This is a genomic window from Kitasatospora sp. NPDC004615 (assembly GCF_042873545.1).
Lineage (GTDB): Bacteria > Actinomycetota > Actinomycetes > Streptomycetales > Streptomycetaceae > Kitasatospora.
This window is the reverse complement of the sequence record NZ_JBIALQ010000006.1, coordinates 52,636-69,904: the sequence shown is the minus strand read 5'-3', so window position 1 is coordinate 69,904 and position 17,269 is coordinate 52,636. Positions and strand designations below refer to the sequence as shown.

14 protein-coding genes are annotated in these 17,269 nt (G+C 70.5%); 3 read left to right on the top strand and 11 right to left on the bottom strand.

Annotation, left to right across the window (positions count from 1 at the left end):
- Positions 1-25 precede the first annotated feature (25 nt).
- From rodA to ACFYS8_RS21415, 8 genes are all read right to left on the bottom strand, one after another.
- Positions 26-1,225 (bottom strand): rod shape-determining protein RodA, encoded by a 1,200-nt coding sequence (gene rodA, locus ACFYS8_RS21450; RefSeq protein ID WP_387643099.1) that lies wholly within the window; start codon positions 1,223-1,225, stop codon positions 26-28.
- Positions 1,222-3,456 carry a penicillin-binding protein 2 gene (mrdA, locus tag ACFYS8_RS21445; protein WP_387643098.1) on the bottom strand — a complete coding sequence of 745 codons (2,235 nt, stop codon included), beginning with the start codon at positions 3,454-3,456 and terminating at the stop codon, positions 1,222-1,224. Before mrdA ends, rodA begins: the two co-directional genes overlap by 4 nt.
- Before the next feature lie 21 nt (positions 3,457-3,477).
- Positions 3,478-4,125, bottom strand: coding sequence for a rod shape-determining protein MreD (gene mreD, locus ACFYS8_RS21440; protein WP_387643097.1), 648 nt, complete (start codon positions 4,123-4,125; stop codon positions 3,478-3,480).
- Positions 4,125-5,060 (bottom strand): rod shape-determining protein MreC, encoded by a 936-nt coding sequence (mreC, locus tag ACFYS8_RS21435; protein ID WP_387643096.1) that lies wholly within the window; start codon positions 5,058-5,060, stop codon positions 4,125-4,127. The genes mreD and mreC overlap by 1 nt, the downstream gene beginning before the upstream one ends.
- Positions 5,061-5,139: 79 nt before the next feature.
- Positions 5,140-6,165 (bottom strand): rod shape-determining protein, encoded by a 1,026-nt coding sequence (locus tag ACFYS8_RS21430; RefSeq protein WP_387643832.1) that lies wholly within the window; start codon positions 6,163-6,165, stop codon positions 5,140-5,142.
- A gap of 318 nt (positions 6,166-6,483) precedes the next feature.
- Positions 6,484-6,897, bottom strand: coding sequence for a nucleoside-diphosphate kinase (gene ndk / locus ACFYS8_RS21425; RefSeq protein WP_387643095.1), 414 nt, complete (start codon positions 6,895-6,897; stop codon positions 6,484-6,486).
- An 83-nt stretch (positions 6,898-6,980) separates the two neighbouring features.
- The gene (locus tag ACFYS8_RS21420) at positions 6,981-7,325 is read right to left on the bottom strand and encodes a DUF4233 domain-containing protein (RefSeq protein ID WP_387643094.1); all 345 of its coding nucleotides are present in this window, start codon (positions 7,323-7,325) and stop codon (positions 6,981-6,983) included.
- A 6-nt stretch (positions 7,326-7,331) separates the two neighbouring features.
- Positions 7,332-8,723, bottom strand: coding sequence for a bifunctional folylpolyglutamate synthase/dihydrofolate synthase (locus tag ACFYS8_RS21415; protein ID WP_387643093.1), 1,392 nt, complete (start codon positions 8,721-8,723; stop codon positions 7,332-7,334).
- A gap of 175 nt (positions 8,724-8,898) precedes the next feature.
- Here ACFYS8_RS21415 and ACFYS8_RS21410 point away from each other — a divergent pair, with 175 nt between their 5' ends.
- The gene (locus ACFYS8_RS21410; RefSeq protein ID WP_387643092.1) at positions 8,899-10,422 is read left to right on the top strand and encodes a chitinase; all 1,524 of its coding nucleotides are present in this window, start codon (positions 8,899-8,901) and stop codon (positions 10,420-10,422) included.
- Between the two features lie 62 nt (positions 10,423-10,484).
- On the opposite strand, the gene ACFYS8_RS21405 is transcribed toward ACFYS8_RS21410, so the two are convergent.
- Both ACFYS8_RS21405 and ACFYS8_RS21400 read right to left on the bottom strand, forming a co-directional pair.
- Complete coding sequence (locus ACFYS8_RS21405; RefSeq protein ID WP_387643091.1) at positions 10,485-11,003, bottom strand: hypothetical protein; 519 nt, start codon at positions 11,001-11,003, stop codon at positions 10,485-10,487.
- Between the two features lie 278 nt (positions 11,004-11,281).
- Entirely contained in the window at positions 11,282-13,918 is a 2,637-nt protein-coding gene (locus tag ACFYS8_RS21400) for a valine--tRNA ligase (protein WP_387643090.1), read from the bottom strand.
- A 146-nt stretch (positions 13,919-14,064) separates the two neighbouring features.
- Here ACFYS8_RS21400 and ACFYS8_RS21395 point away from each other — a divergent pair, with 146 nt between their 5' ends.
- Positions 14,065-15,018 (top strand): hypothetical protein, encoded by a 954-nt coding sequence (locus tag ACFYS8_RS21395; RefSeq protein ID WP_387643089.1) that lies wholly within the window; start codon positions 14,065-14,067, stop codon positions 15,016-15,018.
- A 43-nt stretch (positions 15,019-15,061) separates the two neighbouring features.
- On the top strand, positions 15,062-15,865 hold the full coding sequence (locus tag ACFYS8_RS21390) for a hypothetical protein (protein WP_387643088.1): 804 nt from the start codon (positions 15,062-15,064) through the stop codon (positions 15,863-15,865).
- Positions 15,866-15,947: 82 nt separating this feature from the next.
- Here the strand turns inward: ACFYS8_RS21390 and clpX are convergent, their stop codons facing one another.
- Positions 15,948-17,234 (bottom strand): ATP-dependent Clp protease ATP-binding subunit ClpX, encoded by a 1,287-nt coding sequence (gene clpX, locus ACFYS8_RS21385; protein ID WP_043913988.1) that lies wholly within the window; start codon positions 17,232-17,234, stop codon positions 15,948-15,950.
- Positions 17,235-17,269: the final 35 nt, after the last annotated feature.

Genomic DNA, 17,269 nt, shown 5'->3' with positions numbered 1-17,269 from the left:
GTCACTGTTTCCACGCGTGGAGCGGTCAGATCGCTATCGGCCGCTGCGAGCGCACCGACTGCAGCAGCCCGATCGCGATCCACACCGCGAACATCGACGAGCCGCCGTAGGAGACGAACGGCAGCGGAATGCCCGCGACCGGCATGATGCCGAGGTTCATGCCGATGTTCTCGAAGGCCTGGAAGGCGAACCAGGTGACCGCGCCGGCCGCCAGGATCGTGCCGAACAGGTCGGTGGCCTGACGCGCTATCCGGCAGGCCCGCCACAGGATGACGCCGAGCAGACCGATCATCACCAGGGCGCCGATGAAGCCGAGTTCCTCGCCGGCCACGCTGAACACGAAGTCGGTCTGCTGCTCGGGCACGAACTGGCCGGTGGTCTGGGTGCCGTGGAAGAGGCCCATGCCGAAAAGGCCGCCGGAGCCGATGGCGATCCGGGCCTGGGCGGTGTTGTAACCGACGCCGGACGGGTCGAGCGCCGGGTTGGCGAACGCCGCGAAGCGGTCGATCTGGTACTGGCTGAGGATGCCGAGCTTCCACACCGCGAGCGCGCCGGCGGTGCCGCCGGCCAGCAGGCCGATCACCCAGCGGTTGGCGGCGCCGGAGGCCATCAGCACGCCCAGCATGGTGACCACCATGACCATCACCGAGCCGAGGTCGGGCATCAGCATGACCACGCACATCGGGAAGCCGGCGACCGCCAGCGACTGCAGCACGCTGCGGGTGGGCGGGAACTCGCGCTCGCCGGCGTCCACCCGGGCGGACAGCACCACGGCCATGCCCAGCACGATCGCCAGTTTCGCGAACTCGGCGGGCTGGACGGAGAAGCCGCCGCCGAGCTGGATCCAGGAGTGCGCGCCGTTGATCGTCGAGCCGAGCGGGCTGAGCACCGCGAACAGCATCAGCACCACGGCCAGGTAGAAGAACGGCACCGCGGTGCGCAGCCGCCGGGTGCCCAGCGCGATCACCGCGACGCTCAGGCCGATGCCGATCACCAGGTTGGTCAGGTGCCGGTACAGGAAGTACTGCGGGTCGCCGTGGGTCAGCGAGTCGCGGCCGCGGGTGGCGGACCAGACCAGCAGCGAGCCCATCAGGGACAGCCCCAGCGCCGCCAGGATCATGATCCAGTCGAGCCGGCGCAGCGGGGAGTCCTTGGCCAGCGCCCGGGACAGCGAGGAGCGCCGCGGGGCGAGCCGCACGGTGCGGTACGAGCCGTAGGAGGTCATGACCGGCCCCTTCCGTTGCTGCCGGCCCGGTTGGGTTCCAGCGCGGCGAGCGCCACCGCGGTGGCGGGGTCGGCCTGGGCCGGACGGGCCGGGTCCAGGAAGGTCCGGTCGCCCTCGTAGCTGTACGAGGCCTGGATGATCGCGGTGCCGTCCGGGTTGAACTTGGGCAGTGCGGCCTGCGGCTGCGGCAGCAGCGCCTTGGCGTTGTCGATGTTGCCCTTGTCGTCGACGCCGTACAGCGCCTGGTAGATCCGACGGACCGAGTCGCCGGAGCCGCCGGAGCCGGTGCCGCCCTGGCTGATCGTCATGACCACCGCGTAGTCCTTGCTGTAGGTGGTCAGCCAGGAGGTGGTCTGCTTGCCGGCGACCTCGGCGGTGCCGGTCTTGGCGTGCAGTTCGATCTTGCCCTGCGGCCAGCCGGCGCCGGTGAACTTCCAGGCGGCGGTACCGGCGGTGACGACGCCGGCGGTGGCCTGGTCGATGTACTGGAGCAGCTGTCCCTGCGCGGGGATCTTGCCGTCCTCGTGCGGGGCGATGTCGCGCACCAGGGTGCCGTCGGGGCTGACGATCGCCTTGCCGATGCTGGGCCGGTACAGGGTGCCGCCGTTGGCGAGCGCCGAGTAGATCCGGGCCATCTGCAGCGGGGTGACCAGGGTGTCGCCCTGGCCGATGGCGAAGTTGACCATGTCACCGGCGCGCATCTGGTTGCCGTCGGCGCAGTTCTCGCGGGCGATCTCGTCGGCGTACTCGTGGCCGCCCTTGGCCGCCTGGTCGCACCAGGACTGCTTCATCGCGTCGTAGTAGGACTGCTTCCACTGCCGGTCGGGGACCCGGCCTGCCACCTCGCCCGGCAGGTCGATGCCGGTCTTGGCGCCGAGGCCGAACTCGTGGGCGGTCTTGAAGAACCAGTCCGGGGCGTCCTTCTTGGGCTTGAGGCCGCCGTCCTTCATCCACTGGTCGTAGGCGAGGCCGTAGAACACGGTGTCGCAGGAGACTTCGAGCGCCTTCTCCAGCGAGATGTCGCCGAACTGCTCGGACTCGAAGTTCTTGAACTCGCGGCCGCCGATGGTCAGCGACTTCGGGCACGGGTAGTGCCCGTTGAGGTCGTATCCGGCCTGCACGGCGGCGGTGGTGGAGATCACCTTGAACGTCGAGCCGGGTGCGGACTGACCCTGTATGGCCCGGTTGATCAACGGGTAGTTGGAGTCCTTGCTGTTCAGCGCCTCGTAGTCCTTGGCGGAGATGCCGCCGACCCACAGGTTGGGGTCGTAGGTGGGGGCGCTGGCCATCGCGACGATCCGGCCGGTGTGGACGTCCATCACCACGGCCGCGCCGGAGTCGGCGAGGTAGTTCTTGCTGGTCTCCTTGTCGTACACCTTGCGGGCCTCGACCATGGCCTGGTTGAGCTGGTCCTCGACCACCTTCTGCACCCGGGCGTCGATCGAGGTGATCAGGTTGTTGCCGGGCTGGGCGGGGGTGGTGCCGGCGCTGCCGATCACCCGGCCGAGGTTGTCGACCTCCAGCCGGTCGACGCCGGTGGTGCCGCGCAGGTCGTCGTCGTAGACCGACTCCAGGCCGGCCCGGCCGATCTGGTCGGACGGCAGGCGGCGTTCACGGCCGGACTTGTCGGCGGTCTTGGTGACCTCGTCGTCGGTGACCGGCGACAGGTAGCCGAGGATCTGGGCGGCGCTGGCACCCTCCGCGCCGGTGTAGCGGCGCAGTGCGGTGGGCTGGGCGGTGACGCCGGGGAAGTCCTCGCGGCGTTCCATTATCTGCATCGCCTGCTGCGTGGTGGCCTGCTGGGTGACCGGGATCGGCTGGTACGGGGAGCCGTTCCAGCACGGCTGCGGGGTCTTCGCGTCGCACAGCCGGACCTTGTTCTTGACGTCGTCGGCGGGCACGCCGAGGACGTCGGCGAGCCGGGAAAGCACCGCCTTGCCGTGGTCCTTCTGCTGCATCAGCGCGGTGCGGGACACCGACACCACCAGCTTGGTCTCGTTGCCGGCCAGGATCCGCCCGGCGGCGTCCAGGACCTCACCGCGGACGGCGGGCTCCACCACCTCGCGGATGTGGTTGCCCTGGGCCTTGGCGGTGAACTCCTTGCCGTTGCGGATCTGCAGGTACCACAGCCGACCGCCGAGGGTGGCCAGCAGCGACAGCACCAGGATCTGCAGCACCACCAGCCGGATCGTCACCCGCCGGGTACGGCCGGTATCAGGAATGTTCGTCACGTGCGCGGACTCCGTCCCGGCTCAGGGGCGCTTGGCGAGGCCGAGCGCGCGCTTCTTCTTGTAGGAGGCGGTGGACGAGGGGTCGCGAGTGGTCTTGTAGCGGGCCAGCGCGCCGAGGCCGGAGCCGCCGTCCGCGCCGCGCACCGTCTCGTTGACCACCCGGTCGCCGTCGAACCGGCGGGCCAGCAGCATCACCAGCGGCACCGTGAACGGGGCCAGCAGCACGTCGTACAGCAGGGCGCTGAACACCAGCCCGGTCAGGCCGACGTGCCGGGCCGCGGTGTCGCCGACCAGGGCGCCGACGGTGGCGTACAGCAGGGTGGAGACCACCGCGGCGACCGCCACCACGCCGATCGCGCTGAGCGCGGAGCGCTGCCGGCCGTTCTCCGGGCGGAGCAGCCCGGCGCCGTAGCCGACCAGGCAGAGCACCAGCGCGTACCGGCCGACGGCGTGGTCGGACGGCGGGGCGAGGTCGGCCAGCAGGCCGGCGAAGAAGCCCGCCAGGCAGCCGCCGGTCGGGCCGTACACCAGGCCCAGGCCGACCACCACGAGCATCAGCAGGTCCGGGGTGGCACCGGGCAGTTGGAGCCGGCCGAGGATGCTGACCTGGACCACCAGGGCGAACACCAGCAGGACGGCGGACAGCAGGATCCGAGACGGACGAAACATCAGTTCCCCCCGGTGGTGGGCTGTGCGGCGGCGATCGGCGCCTGTGGGTTGCCCGCGGCGCCGGCGGAGGGGGCGGGGACCGGCGGCAGCACGGCGTCCCGCGGATCGGTGCGCGGCGGCACGACCACCACGCCGATCAGGTCGAGGCGGGTGAACTGCACGTACGGCTCGACCAGGATGGTCTTGGTGAGCTGACCCGGGGTGGCCTGCACCTCCTTGACGGTGCCGACCGGCACGCCGGGGACGAACGGGCGTCCGCTCTGCGAGCCGAAGGTGACCAGCCGGTCGCCGGCCTTCACCTGGGCGCGGCCGTTCAGCAGCTCGATCTTCATCGGCGAGGCGCCCTGGCCGGCCGCGAAGCCGATCTCGTTGTTGCCCTCCAGCCGGACGCCGGCGGTGAAGCCGGGGTCGGAGGCGAGCAGCACGGTCGCGGTGGTCGGGGCGACGGTGGTGATCCGGCCGACCAGGCCCTGGCCGTCGATGACGGTCATGTCGCGGGTCAGGCCGTCGTCGCTGCCGGCGTCGATGGTGATGGTCCAGGAGAAGCCCTGGGCGGCGCCGACCGCGATCACCTGCGCGGCCTTGATGGTGTAGCCGCCGGTGCCGGCGGTGCGCAGCATGTCGTCCAGCTGCTTGGTGCGGCCGGACGCGGCGTCCGAGGAGGCCAGCTTCTGGCGAAGCTCGGTGTTCTCCCGGGTGATCTGGTCCAGGCGCTGCTGGTGGGTGCTGGCGTCGCGGATCGCGCGGATGTACCCGGCGACCGGGTCGACGGCGCCGGCCGCGGCGTTCTCGACCGGGCCGAGCACGGACGCGGCCGCCCGGCGCGGGGCGCCGAGCGGCGAGTCCTGGCCGCCCTTGATGTCGACGGTGATCAGGGCGAATGCGAGCGCGACCAGCAGGACCAGCAGTAGTCGACTCTGTCGGGTGTCCCTCACGGTGCTGGTGCCGCCCCTTCGTGCTGAGTGTCCATCTGCTGGCCCATCAGCTCTGTCTGTTGTTCAGTTGGAAAGTTGTCTAGCGACGCGGCTGGGCGTCGAGTACCTGCTGCAGTGCCTCGAACTCCTCGACGCACTTGCCCGCCCCCAGGGCCACCGAGTCGAGCGGGTTCTCGGCGATGTGCACCGGCATGCCGGTCTCCCGGCGCAGCCGCTCGTCCAGGCCGCGCAGCAGGGCGCCGCCGCCGGTGAGCACGATGCCGCGGTCCATCACGTCGCCGGCCAGCTCCGGCGGGCACTGGTCGAGGGTGGTCTTCACCGAGTCGATGATCGAGTTCACCGGCTCGTCGATGGCGGTGCGGACCTCGGCGGCGGAGATCACCACGGTCTTCGGCAGGCCGGAGACCAGGTCGCGGCCGCGGATCTCGGCGTGCTCGTCCTTCTCGCCCTCCAGGCCGAACGCGGAGCCGATCGACATCTTGATCTGCTCGGCACTGCGCTCGCCGAGCAGCAGGCTGTACTCCTTCTTGATGTGCTGGACGATCGCGTTGTCCAGCTCGTCACCGGCCACCCGCAGCGACTGGGCGGTGACGATGCCGCCGAGCGAGATCACCGCGACCTCGGTGGTGCCGCCGCCGATGTCGACGACCATGTTGCCGGTCGGTTCGTGCACCGGCAGGCCGGAGCCGATCGCGGCGGCCATCGGCTCCTCGATGATGTGCACCTGGCGGGCGCCGGCCAGCATGCTGGCCTCGACCACGGCACGGCGCTCGACACCGGTGATGCCGGAGGGGACGCACACCACGACCCGCGGGCGGGCCAGGTAGCGGCGGCGGTGGATCTTCAGGATGAAGTACCGCAGCATCCGCTCGGTGATCTCGAAGTCGGCGATCACGCCGTCCTTCAGCGGGCGGATCGCCACGATGTTGCCAGGGGTGCGACCGATCATCTGCTTGGCCTCGGCACCCACCGCGAGGATTCCTCCGGTGTTGGTGTTCACCGCGACCACCGACGGCTCGTTCAGCACGATGCCCTTGCCCCGGACGTACACCAGTGTGTTCGCGGTGCCGAGGTCGATCGCCAGGTCCCGGCCGAGGAACGACAGGTTGTTCGCCATGGGATGTCGAGTGCCTTCCCGAATGTGGATCAAGGGCGGGGGGAGAGCCGGCCGCCGGGGCCCGCAGGGCTGACGGCGGCTGAGCAGCCGCTCCGAGCCCGTGAGTTGGGGTCCATGGTAATCACGCCGGACGGTGCGAACGGCGGGCACGGAGTCCCGCCCATTCTCCGGGGACGGATCGGCTTCTCCTGGCATTGGGACGCCGTGTCGGAAGCTGGGGTTCCGTGATTTGAGGATTAACGCCCAGTTGGGCGAAGTGCCCCTGCCGAGGCAGGGGCACCGGGGCCGCACGGCCCTCCACAGTCCTCAGACGTGGGACGGGAAGAAGATCTTGATCTCCCGCTCGGCCGACTCCGGGGAGTCCGAGGCGTGGATCAGGTTCTCGCGGGTGATCGTCGCGTAGTCGCCGCGGATGGTGCCCGCGCCCGCCTGCAGCGGGTCGGTGGCACCGGCCAGCGCACGGATGCCCGGGATCACGTTCTCGCCCTCGACGATCAGCGCGATCGACGGGCCGGAGGTCATGAACTCCAGCAGCGGCTCGTAGAACGGGCGGCCGACGTGCTCGGCGTAGTGCTGCTCCAGGGTGCCGCGGTCGAAGGTGCGGAGCTCCATCGCGGCGAAGCGCCAGCCGGCCTTGCGCTCGATCCGGCTGATGATCTCGCCGGCCAGGCCGCGCTTCACGGCGTCGGGCTTGAGCAGGACGAGAGTGCGCTGGGACACGGGGCGGCTCCTCGGGTGTGGGTCGTGCGGTGTGTGCACCTGACATTACCCCGGCCGGGTGGCCGCCCCCGCGACCAGCCCGGTCAGGCGGCCGCCCCGGCGGCCGCCGCGCGCTGCGCCTTGAGCTCGTCGATCTTGCGGCCGTAGTGCACCGAGCACCACCACAGGCCGCCGAACACCACACCGAAGGCGAACATCGTCGGCAGCACCAAGCCGCTGGCCAGCACGCCGAGTTGCAGCGCCCAGCCGACCCAGACCGCGCCGGGCCGGGTGATCGCGCCGCACAGCAGCACGCACAGCAGGATGGCGACGCCGCTGACCGCCCAGATGGTGCCGGTGCCGACGTCGGTCAGCTTCATCGCGACCAGGCCGGCGAACATGATCAGCAGCGCCTCGCCGATCAGGGTGGAGGAGCACAGGGTGCGCATCGACCGCTACTTCCTTCCGAACAGCAGGCGCGCCTCGCCCACCGTGATGACGGAGCCGGTGACCAGGACGCCGGCGCCGCCGAGGTCCTCCTCCTCGGCGAGGGTGACCGCGGCGTCGATGGCGTCGTCCAGCCGGGGCTCGACCTGCACCCGGTCCTCGCCGAACACCTCGACGGCGAGGGCCGCGAGACGGTCGACGGGCATCGCGCGGTGGGTGGAGTTCTGGGTGATGACGACCTCGGCGAGGATCGGCTCGAAGACCTCCAGCAGGCCGGTGACGTCCTTGTCGCCGCTGGTGGCGATGACGCCGACCAGCTTGGTGAAGCCGAACGCCTCGCCGATCGCGGCGGCGGCGGCCTGCGCACCGTGCGGGTTGTGCGCGGCGTCCAGGATCACGGTGGGGCTGCGCCTGACGACCTCCAGCCGGCCCGGCGAGGAGACGCCGAACAGCGCCTGCCGGACCTTCTCCTCGTCCAGGTGCTCGGCGCCGCCCTGGCCGATGCCGAAGAACGCCTCCACCGCGGCGAGCGCCAGCGCGGCGTTCTGCGCCTGGTGGTCGCCGTGCAGCGGGATGAACACGTCCTGGTACTCGTGACCGCCGAGGCCGCGCAGGGTGACCAGCTGGCCGCCGACGGCGACCTCGCGGCGCAGCACGCCGAACTCCATGCCCTCGCGGGCCACGGTGGCGTCCACCTCGACGGCCCGGCGCAGGATCGTCTCGGCGGCGTCCAGCTTCTGCTGGGCGACCACGGCGAGCGCGCCCGGCTTGATGATCCCGGACTTCTCCACCGCGATCTTGCCGGTGGTGTCGCCGAGCTTGTCGGTGTGGTCCAGGCCGATCGGGGTGATCACCGCCACCTGGGCGTCGATCACGTTGGTGGCGTCCCAGGAGCCGCCCATGCCGACCTCGACGACCGCGACGTCCACCGGGGCGTCCGCGAAGGCCGCGTACGCCATGCCGGTCAGCACCTCGAAGAAGGACATCGCGACCGGTTGCGCCGCGTCCACCATCTGCACGTAGGGCTCGATGTCGCGGTAGGTCTCGACGAACTTCTCCGGGCTGATCGGCGCCCCGTCCAGGCTGATCCGCTCGGTGACGGACTCCACGTGCGGCGAGGTGTAGCGGCCGGTGCGCAGTTCGAAGACGCCCAGCAGCTGCTCGACCATCCGGGCGGTGGAGGTCTTGCCGTTGGTGCCGGTGATGTGGATGGACGGGTAGGAGCGCTGCGGCTGGCCGAGGATGTCCATCAGCGCCTCGATCCGGTCGAGCGAGGGCTCCAGCTTGTTCTCCGGCCAGCGGGTGGCCAGTTCGGCCTCGACGGCGCGCAGATCGGAGTCGGTGCCGCCGGCGTCGGCGGGACGGACGGTGTAGGGGTTGGGCTCGGCCTTGTCGCTCACCCCGCCAGTCTAAGGACTCCCGACGTCCGCCCCCGACGGCCACCCCGGTGGCCCGCGGACCGGCTCCGGACCTCTTGACACCGGAATTGGTCTACTCCACCGTGTGAGTCGCTCGTCCAGCTCCTTGGCTCCCCCGCACCGCACCCCCATCGACACTCCCCCACATGGAGATGGCATGCGTGCACCACATCGACACCCGCGCGGCGCACGGGCCCTGCTCGCCGGCTTGCTGGCGGCCGTACTGGCCCTGGTCGGCATGGTGCTGACCGGTACCGGGACGGCCACCGCCGCCGACGTGGACGTGATCCGGAACGGCGACTTCTCGGCCGGCGACCACATCACTCCGTGGGCCTGCGGCCCCACCGTCACCGCGGTGAACAACTCCGCCACCGGCTGGGACCTGCAGGGCACCCCGGCCGGGTCGGACTACGCCAACTGCAGCCAGCAGGTCACCGTGCTGCCCAACTCGACGTACACCCTGTCCGCGGTGGTCCAGGGCTCGTACGTGTTCCTGGGCGCCACCGGCACCGGCGGCACCGACCCGTCCACCTGGAGCTCCAACACCGGGTGGAACACGCTCAGCAGCACCTTCACCACGGGGGCCGGCACCACCTCGGTGCAGGTGTGGTTCCACGGGTGGTACGGCCAGCCGCCGTACCTGGTGGACAAGGTCTCGATGGTCGGCCCGGGCACCGGCTCGCCCAGCCCGTCCAGCTCCGGTCCGACCTCGGTGTCGCCGTCCCCGTCGACGTCCGCCTCTGCGTCGCCCTCACCCAGCAGTTCCTCCACCACTCCGCCGCCGCCCGGGCAGAAGCACAAGCTGACCGGCTACTGGCAGAACTTCTACAACGGCGCGACCCCGCAACGGATCAGTGACGTCCCCGCGGCGTACGACATCATCGCGGTGGCCTTCGCGGACGCCACCAGCACCCAGGGCGCGATCAGTTTCACCCTGGACCCGACGCTGTCCTCGAAGCTGAACGGCTACACCGACGCCCAGTTCAAGGCCGACATCGCGGCCAAGCGCGCGGCCGGCAAGAAGGTCATCATCTCGGTCGGCGGGCAGAACGGCACTGTCTCGGTGGCGAGTTCGGCCGCGGCGGCCAACTTCGCCAACTCCGCGTACAGCCTGATCCAGACGTACGGCTTCGACGGGATCGACATCGACCTGGAGAACGGGGTCAACTCCACCTACATGGCACAGGCGTTGCACACCCTGGCGGCAAAGGTCGGGTCCGGGTTCGTGCTCACCATGGCTCCGCAGACCATCGACATGCAGTCCACCGGCACCGAGTACTTCAAGCTGGCGCTGGCCACCAAGGACGTCCTGACCATCGTCAACATGCAGTACTACAACTCCGGTGCGATGCTCGGCTGCGACGGCGGCGTGTATTCGCAGGGCACCGAGAACTTCCTCACCGGCCTGGCCTGCATCCAGCTGCAGGGCGGCCTCGACCCGAGCCAGGTCGGCCTCGGGGTGCCCGCCTCCACCAGCGCGGCGGGTGGCGGCTACACCAGCCCGGCGACCGTGAACGCGGCGCTGGACTGCCTGGCCGCGGGAACCAACTGCGGTTCCTTCAAACCCGCGAAGACCTGGCCGGGCATCGGCGGCGCGATGACCTGGTCCACCAACTGGGACGCCCTCGCGGGCGGCGGCATCGCCGGCACCGTCGGCTCCCACCTGCACGCCATGCCGTAGCGGCAGCACGGCAGCGGGCCCGGCGGGGGAAGTTCCCCGCCGGGCCCGGCAGTGACGATCCGTCAAGTGGTGACGCGGGGTGTGGGCAGTCGCGCGGCGTGCCGGCGGCGCAGTTCGGTGGCGATCTCCTCGGCCTCGCCGTCCGGCAGCAGCGGCAGCATCATCGCCACCGCCTGGAGCAGGCCGCCCAGCAGGTAGGTGGTGTCGGGCGTACCGGCCACCAGGGCGCGGACCGCGGCGACGTCCCCGTCGGCGACGGCCTCCAGCAGCAGCGCCGCGCCGGCCGTCTCCTCGTCCACCGCGACCTCGCAAGTGCCGTACGGGGCGCGCCGGGCCAGGCCGCGCAGCACCCGGTCGGCGACCTCGGGCGCGTACGCCTTGCGGACCGCCTCGGCGGCGATCCACACCAGCAGGGTGGTCGCCTCGCGCTCGGCGTTCTCGGCGAGCAGCAGGTCGAGTTCGGTGTCGAAGGCGAGCTGGTTTCCGTGCTGGAATGCCAACAGGAGGGTTGCCGCCCGGGCCTTGGCCGCCTCCACCTCCGCCATCGGAAGTTCGTCGGCCAACTCCCTGGTCGCCACCATGCGTATGCCCTCCGTTCGATGCCCCGCCCGAATGGGAACTTCCGCCCCACCGTACACATTCGATGTGCGAAGTTCGCTGAACGCGCGGGGGGCGGCAACCCGATGTATTCCCTTTGGCGCAGTGCGTCAATTGCCGGGAATACAGGACGAATAGCCGCAGCGAAACCGTTACCGCGACGCGCGGCCAAGGGAATTGACAGACCGCCGGCCCCAACTCGGGAAAGGCGAAGGGCCGCCGCCCCCGCAGTGCGGGAGCAGCGGCCCTTCCTGACGCGCGGTCAGCCCTGCGGCAGCGCCGCGAGCTGGGCAGTGATCCGGGCGATGTCGGCCTCGGCGGTCTCCAGCCGGAGCCGGATCTTGGCGACCACGTCGTCCGGCGCCTTGGCCAGGAAGGCCTCGTTGCCGAGCTTGCCGGTGGTCTGCGCCTTCTCCTTCTCGGCCGCCGCCAAGTCCTTCTGCAAGCGCTTGCGTTCGGCCGCCACGTCGATGGTGCCGGACAGGTCGAGCGAGACGGTGGTGCCGGCCACCGGCAGCGAGGCGGTGGCGTGGAAGCCCTCCTCCGGCGCCGTCAGCCGCAGCAGCGAGCGGATCGCCGCCTCGTGCACCTCCAGCCGGTGCCCGGCCAGCTCCAGCTGCGCCGGGACCTTCTGGGTGTCGCGCAGGCCCTGGTCGTTGCGGAACCGGCGGACCTCGGTGACCAGTTGCTGCAGCTGCGCGATCTCCGACTCGGCGTCGGTGTCGCGGTAGCCGGAGTCCTTCGGCCACTCGGCGACGACGACCGACTCGGCGCCGGTCAGCGCCGTCCACAGCGCGTCGGTGACGAACGGGACGATCGGGTGCAGCAGACGCAGCGTCACGTCCAGCACCTCGCCGAGGACACGGCGGGCGTGGTCGGCCTGCGCGCCGCCCTTGTTGAGGGTGGTCTTGGACAGCTCGACGTACCAGTCGAAGACCTCGTCCCAGGCGAAGTGGAACAGCGTGTCCGAGACCTTCGCGAACTCGAAGTCCTCGTACAGCGCGTCCACTTCGGCCACGGTGGCGTTCAGCCGGGACAGGATCCAGCGGTCCGCCGCGGTGAGCTCCTCCGTCGCGGGGAGCGGGCCCTGGACGGTGGCGCCGTTCATCAGCGCGAAGCGGGTGGCGTTCCAGATCTTGTTGCAGAAGTTCCGGGAGCCCTTGACCCAGTCCTCGCCGATCGGCACGTCGGCGCCGGGGTTGGCACCGCGGGCCAGCGTGAAGCGGACGGCGTCGGCGCCGTAGGCGTCCATCCAGTCCAGCGGGTCGACGGCGGTGCCGGACGACTTCGACATCTTCTTGCCGAACTCGTCGCGGACCAGGCCGGTCAGCGCGACCGTCTTGAACGGGATCTCGCCGTCCATCGCGTACAGGCCGAACATCATCATCCGGGCGACCCAGAAGAAGATGATGTCGTGGCCGGTCACCAGGACGTCGGTCGGGTAGAACTTCTCCAGGTCGGCGGTCTTCTCCGGCCAGCCGAGGGTGGAGAACGGCCACAGGCCGGAGGAGAACCAGGTGTCCAGGACGTCCGGGTCCTGCTCCCAGCCCTCGCCGGTGGGCGGCTGCTCGTCCGGTCCGACGCAGACGACCTCGCCGTTCGGGCCGTACCAGACCGGGATCCGGTGGCCCCACCAGAGCTGGCGCGAGATGCACCAGTCGTACATGTTGTCGACCCAGTCGAAGTAGCGGCGCTCCAGCTCCTTCGGGTGGATCTCGACCTTGCCGTCGCGGACGGCGTCACCGGCGGCCTTGGCCAGCGGCTCGACCTTGACCCACCACTGCAGCGACAGCCGCGGCTCGACCACGGTGTGGCAGCGCGAGCAGTGGCCCACGGCGTGCTCGTAGGGGCGCTTCTCGGCGACGATGCGCCCCTGCTCGCGCAGCGCGCCGACCACGGCGGAGCGGGCCTCCAGCCGGTCCAGGCCGAGGAACGGGCCGTGCACGGTGAGCACACCGCGCTCGTCCATCACGGTCAGGTTCGGCAGGTTGTGGCGCTGGCCGATGGCGAAGTCGTTCGGGTCGTGCGCCGGGGTCACCTTCACGGCGCCGGTGCCGAACTCCGGGTCGACGTGCTCGTCGGCGACGACCGGGATCTCACGGTCCGTCAGCGGCAGCTTGATGGTCCGGCCGACCAGGTGCGCGTAGCGCTCGTCGGACGGGTGGACGGCCACCGCGGTGTCGCCGAGCAGGGTCTCGGCGCGCGTGGTGGCGACCACGATCGAGTCCTCGCCGTCGCCGTAGCGGATCGAGACCAGCTCGCCCGGGAGGTCCTTGTGGTCCACCTCGACGTCGGACAGCGCGGTCAGGCAGCGCGGGCACCAGTTGATGATGCGCTCGGCGCGGTAGATCAGGCCGTCGTCGAAGAGCTTCTTGAAGATGGTCTGGACGGCCTGCGACAGGCCCTCGTCCATGGTGAAGCGCTCGCGCGACCAGTCCACGCCGTCGCCGAGGCGGCGCATCTGGCCGAGGATCCGGCCGCCGTAGTTCTCCTTCCACTCCCAGACCTTCTCGACGAAGGCCTCACGGCCCAGGTCGTGCCGGGACAGGCCGGACTCGGCGAGCTGCTGCTCCACCCGGTTCTGGGTGGCGATGCCCGCGTGGTCCATGCCCGGGAGCCAGAGCGCCTCGAAGCCCAGCATCCGCTTGCGGCGGGTCAGCGCGTCCATCAGCGTGTGCTGGAACGCGTGGCCCAGGTGCAGCGCACCGGTGACGTTCGGCGGCGGGATGACGATGGTGTACGCGGGCTTGTCGCTCTTCGCGTCGGCGGTGAAATAGCCACGCTCTACCCAGCGCTCGTACAGCTCGCCCTCTACCTCGGCCGGGGCGTAGGTCGTCGGGAGGGTGGCTGCTTCGTCCCCGGGCTTGCTCGCGGGGCGCTGGTTCGTCGTGTCGGTCACGACGCACAGTTTACGGAAGACCCGACCACAGTTGTGACCGACAGTGCGCCGACCGCTCGGCGCGGTGGGGGGGCCGTACGGTAGCGTGCCCGCATAGTCGATCGGACGGGGCCGCGCAAACAGAGGCGGCGGGGGAGAAAAGACATATGTACGGCCAGGGCCAGGGACCGCAGCAGTATCCGCAGGGGCAGCCGCAGCAGCCGTACGGCGCTCCCCCGCCGCAGCCCGGCTACGGTGCGCCGCAGCAGCCGCCGGCCTACGGCGCCCCCCAGCCGCCGGCTTACGGCGCCCCGCAGCAGCCCGCGTACGGCGCTCCGCAGCCGTCGGGCTACGGCACCCCGCCGCCCGCCGGGCAGCCGGGGTACGGCTACCCGCAGCAGGCGCCGCCGCCCCAGCAGCAGTGGGGCGGCATGCCCCAGCAGCCGGGCCAGCCCGGCCAGCCCGGCTACGGCGGCTTCCCGCCGCCGCCCGCCCCGTCCAAGGGCAAGGGCGGGATCATCGCCGTGGTGGTGGTCCTGGTGCTGGCCATCGGCGGCGGCCTCGCCTACTGGGGGCTGAGCGGCACCAAGGGCTCGGACACCGAGGGCAAGTACAAGCTGTCCGCGCCGGAGAGCGCGGCCGGCTACACCAAGAAGAACGCCGACGAGAAGGGCGGGCTGAAGGGCCTGGACGGCGTCGGCACCTTCGAGGGCTCGCTCGCCGCGACCTACCAGAAGACCGCCACCGACGTGGCCAGCCTCAGCGGCTCCTGGGGCAAGGTCCCGGACCCGGCCAAGGCGCTCGACGTGCTCACCAAGAAGATCAACGAGGGCGACGGCAGCGACGCCTCCGCGGGCAAGCTGGTCTGGAAGCAGGAGCTGGCGGACGTCGACGCCAGCGACCCGACGGACCCGGGCGCCAAGCTCCGCTGCGGCGTGGGCACTTCGGACACCGGCACCGGCAAGGCTTCGATGGGCATCCCGATGTGCATGTTCGCCAGCCACTCCACCATCGGCGTGGTCGCGTTCGTCTCCATGGACCCCTCCGGCAAGGCCATCAGCACCACCGAGGCCGCGACCCGCGCCCGCCAGCTCCGCGACGCCGCGACCGTCACCAAGTAACCACCGCAGTACCGCACTTCACGCTCGAACGGAGTATCGCCCCGTGTCCGACAACCAGTTCGGCCCGCCGCAGCCCGGCTTCGGACCCCCGCCCGTCCAGGACGCGATACCCCCGCAGGGCGCGCCTGCGGCGCCCCAGGGCGGCTACGGCCAGCCGGCCGCGCCGCAGCAGGCCTGGGGCGGCGGCGCGGTGCCGCCGCAGGCGTTCCCGCCCGGCACCCCCGGCGGCTACCCGCCCGGGTATCCGGTGGCGCCGAAGAAGTCCCGCAAGGGCCTGTGGATCGGCCTGTCCGTGGTGGCCGCGGTGGTTCTCGGCGGCGCGACCACGCTCGGTTACCTGATCGTCCACACCGCGGCGGACACCGGCAAGAACAACGTCGTCCTGCCGCAGTCCTTCCACGACATGACCAACGACCCGGACGACGCGGACGCCAAGAACCTGGCCACCTCCCTGCAGAGCGGCCTGCAGTCGGAGAAGGACTCCTTCACCGACCCGCAGCCGGTCAGCGCCATCTACCGCTCCTCGGACCAGGAGAAGATGCTGCTGGTGTCCGGCCTGACCGGCCACGTGCTGCTCCCGTCCAAGCAGGTCGACGTGCTGTACAGCAGCCTCCCGTCCGGCGGCGCCACCAACCGCAGCGACGTCGACGCGGGCCCGCTCGGCGGCCGGATGTCCTGCGGCGACCTGGAGTTGAGCGGTCAGCACGGCGGCATCTGCGTCTGGGCCGACAGCTCGTCCGTGGTGATGGTCATAGAACTCGACATCTCCGCCGAGGACGGCATCACCAAGGAGAAGGTCATCGCCGACACCCAGGAGCTGCGCAAGCTCGCCGAGGTCCCCAAGTAGCCTCCGCCGCACGGGACATGAAAGGGGCCCCGCACCGTTCACCGGTGCGGGGCCCCTTCGCTGCGGCCGGGTTGACGCCTGGTCAGGCGCTCTTGTCCCGGCGCTCGCGCTTGATCATGTCGCGCGGGACCAGGGTCGGGATGGCGTGCTTGGAGACCACGTCCCCGGTGACGACCACCCGGGCGACGTCCTGACGGGACGGCACCTCGTACATCACGGACATCAGCACCTCCTCCATGATGGCCCGCAGACCGCGCGCGCCGGTGCCCCGCAGGATCGCCTGGTCGGCGATGGCCTCCAGTGCGTCCCGGGTGAACTCCAGCTCCACGCCGTCCAGTTCGAACAGCTTGCGGTACTGCTTCACCAGCGCGTTCTTCGGCTCGGTGAGGATCTGCAGCAGCGCCTCGCGGTCCAGGTTGTGCACGCTGGTGATGACGGGCAGACGGCCGATGAACTCCGGGATCATCCCGAACTTCACCAGGTCCTCCGGCATCACCTGACGGAAGTGGTCCGAGGCGTCCAGCTCACGCTTGGAGCGGATGGTGGCGCCGAAGCCGATGCCCTTGGCACCCGCCCGGCCCTCGATGATCCGCTCCAGGCCGGCGAACGCGCCACCCACGATGAACAGCACGTTGGTGGTGTCGATCTGGATGAACTCCTGGTGCGGGTGCTTGCGCCCGCCCTGCGGCGGCACCGAGGCGGTGGTGCCCTCCAGGATCTTCAGCAGCGCCTGCTGCACACCCTCGCCGGAGACATCGCGGGTGATCGACGGGTTCTCGCTCTTGCGGGCGACCTTGTCGATCTCGTCGATGTAGATGATCCCGGTCTCGGCCTTCTTGACGTCGTAGTCGGCCGCCTGAATCAGCTTCAGCAGGATGTTCTCGACGTCCTCGCCGACGTAGCCGGCCTCGGTCAGCGCCGTGGCGTCCGCGATCGCGAACGGCACGTTCAGCATGCGGGCCAGGGTCTGCGCGAGCAGCGTCTTGCCGGAGCCGGTCGGGCCCAGCAGCAGGATGTTCGACTTGGCCAGCTCGATCGCGTCGTCCCGGCCGGAGCCGGAACGACCGGCCTCGCCCGCCTGGACGCGCTTGTAGTGGTTGTAGACCGCGACCGACAGCGCCTTCTTGGCGAGGTCCTGACCGACCACGTACTGGTCCAGGAACTCGTAGATCTCGCGGGGCTTCGGGAGTTCCTCGAAGCGCACCTCGGAGCTCTCGGCGAGCTCCTCCTCGATGATCTCGTTGCAGAGGTCGATGCACTCGTCGCAGATGTACACGCCTGGCCCGGCGATCAGCTTCTTCACCTGCTTCTGCGACTTGCCGCAGAACGAGCACTTGAGCAGGTCGCCACCGTCTCCGATGCGTGCCACGAGGTGCTTCCCCTTCGCCAGGGGCCCCGCGGGGG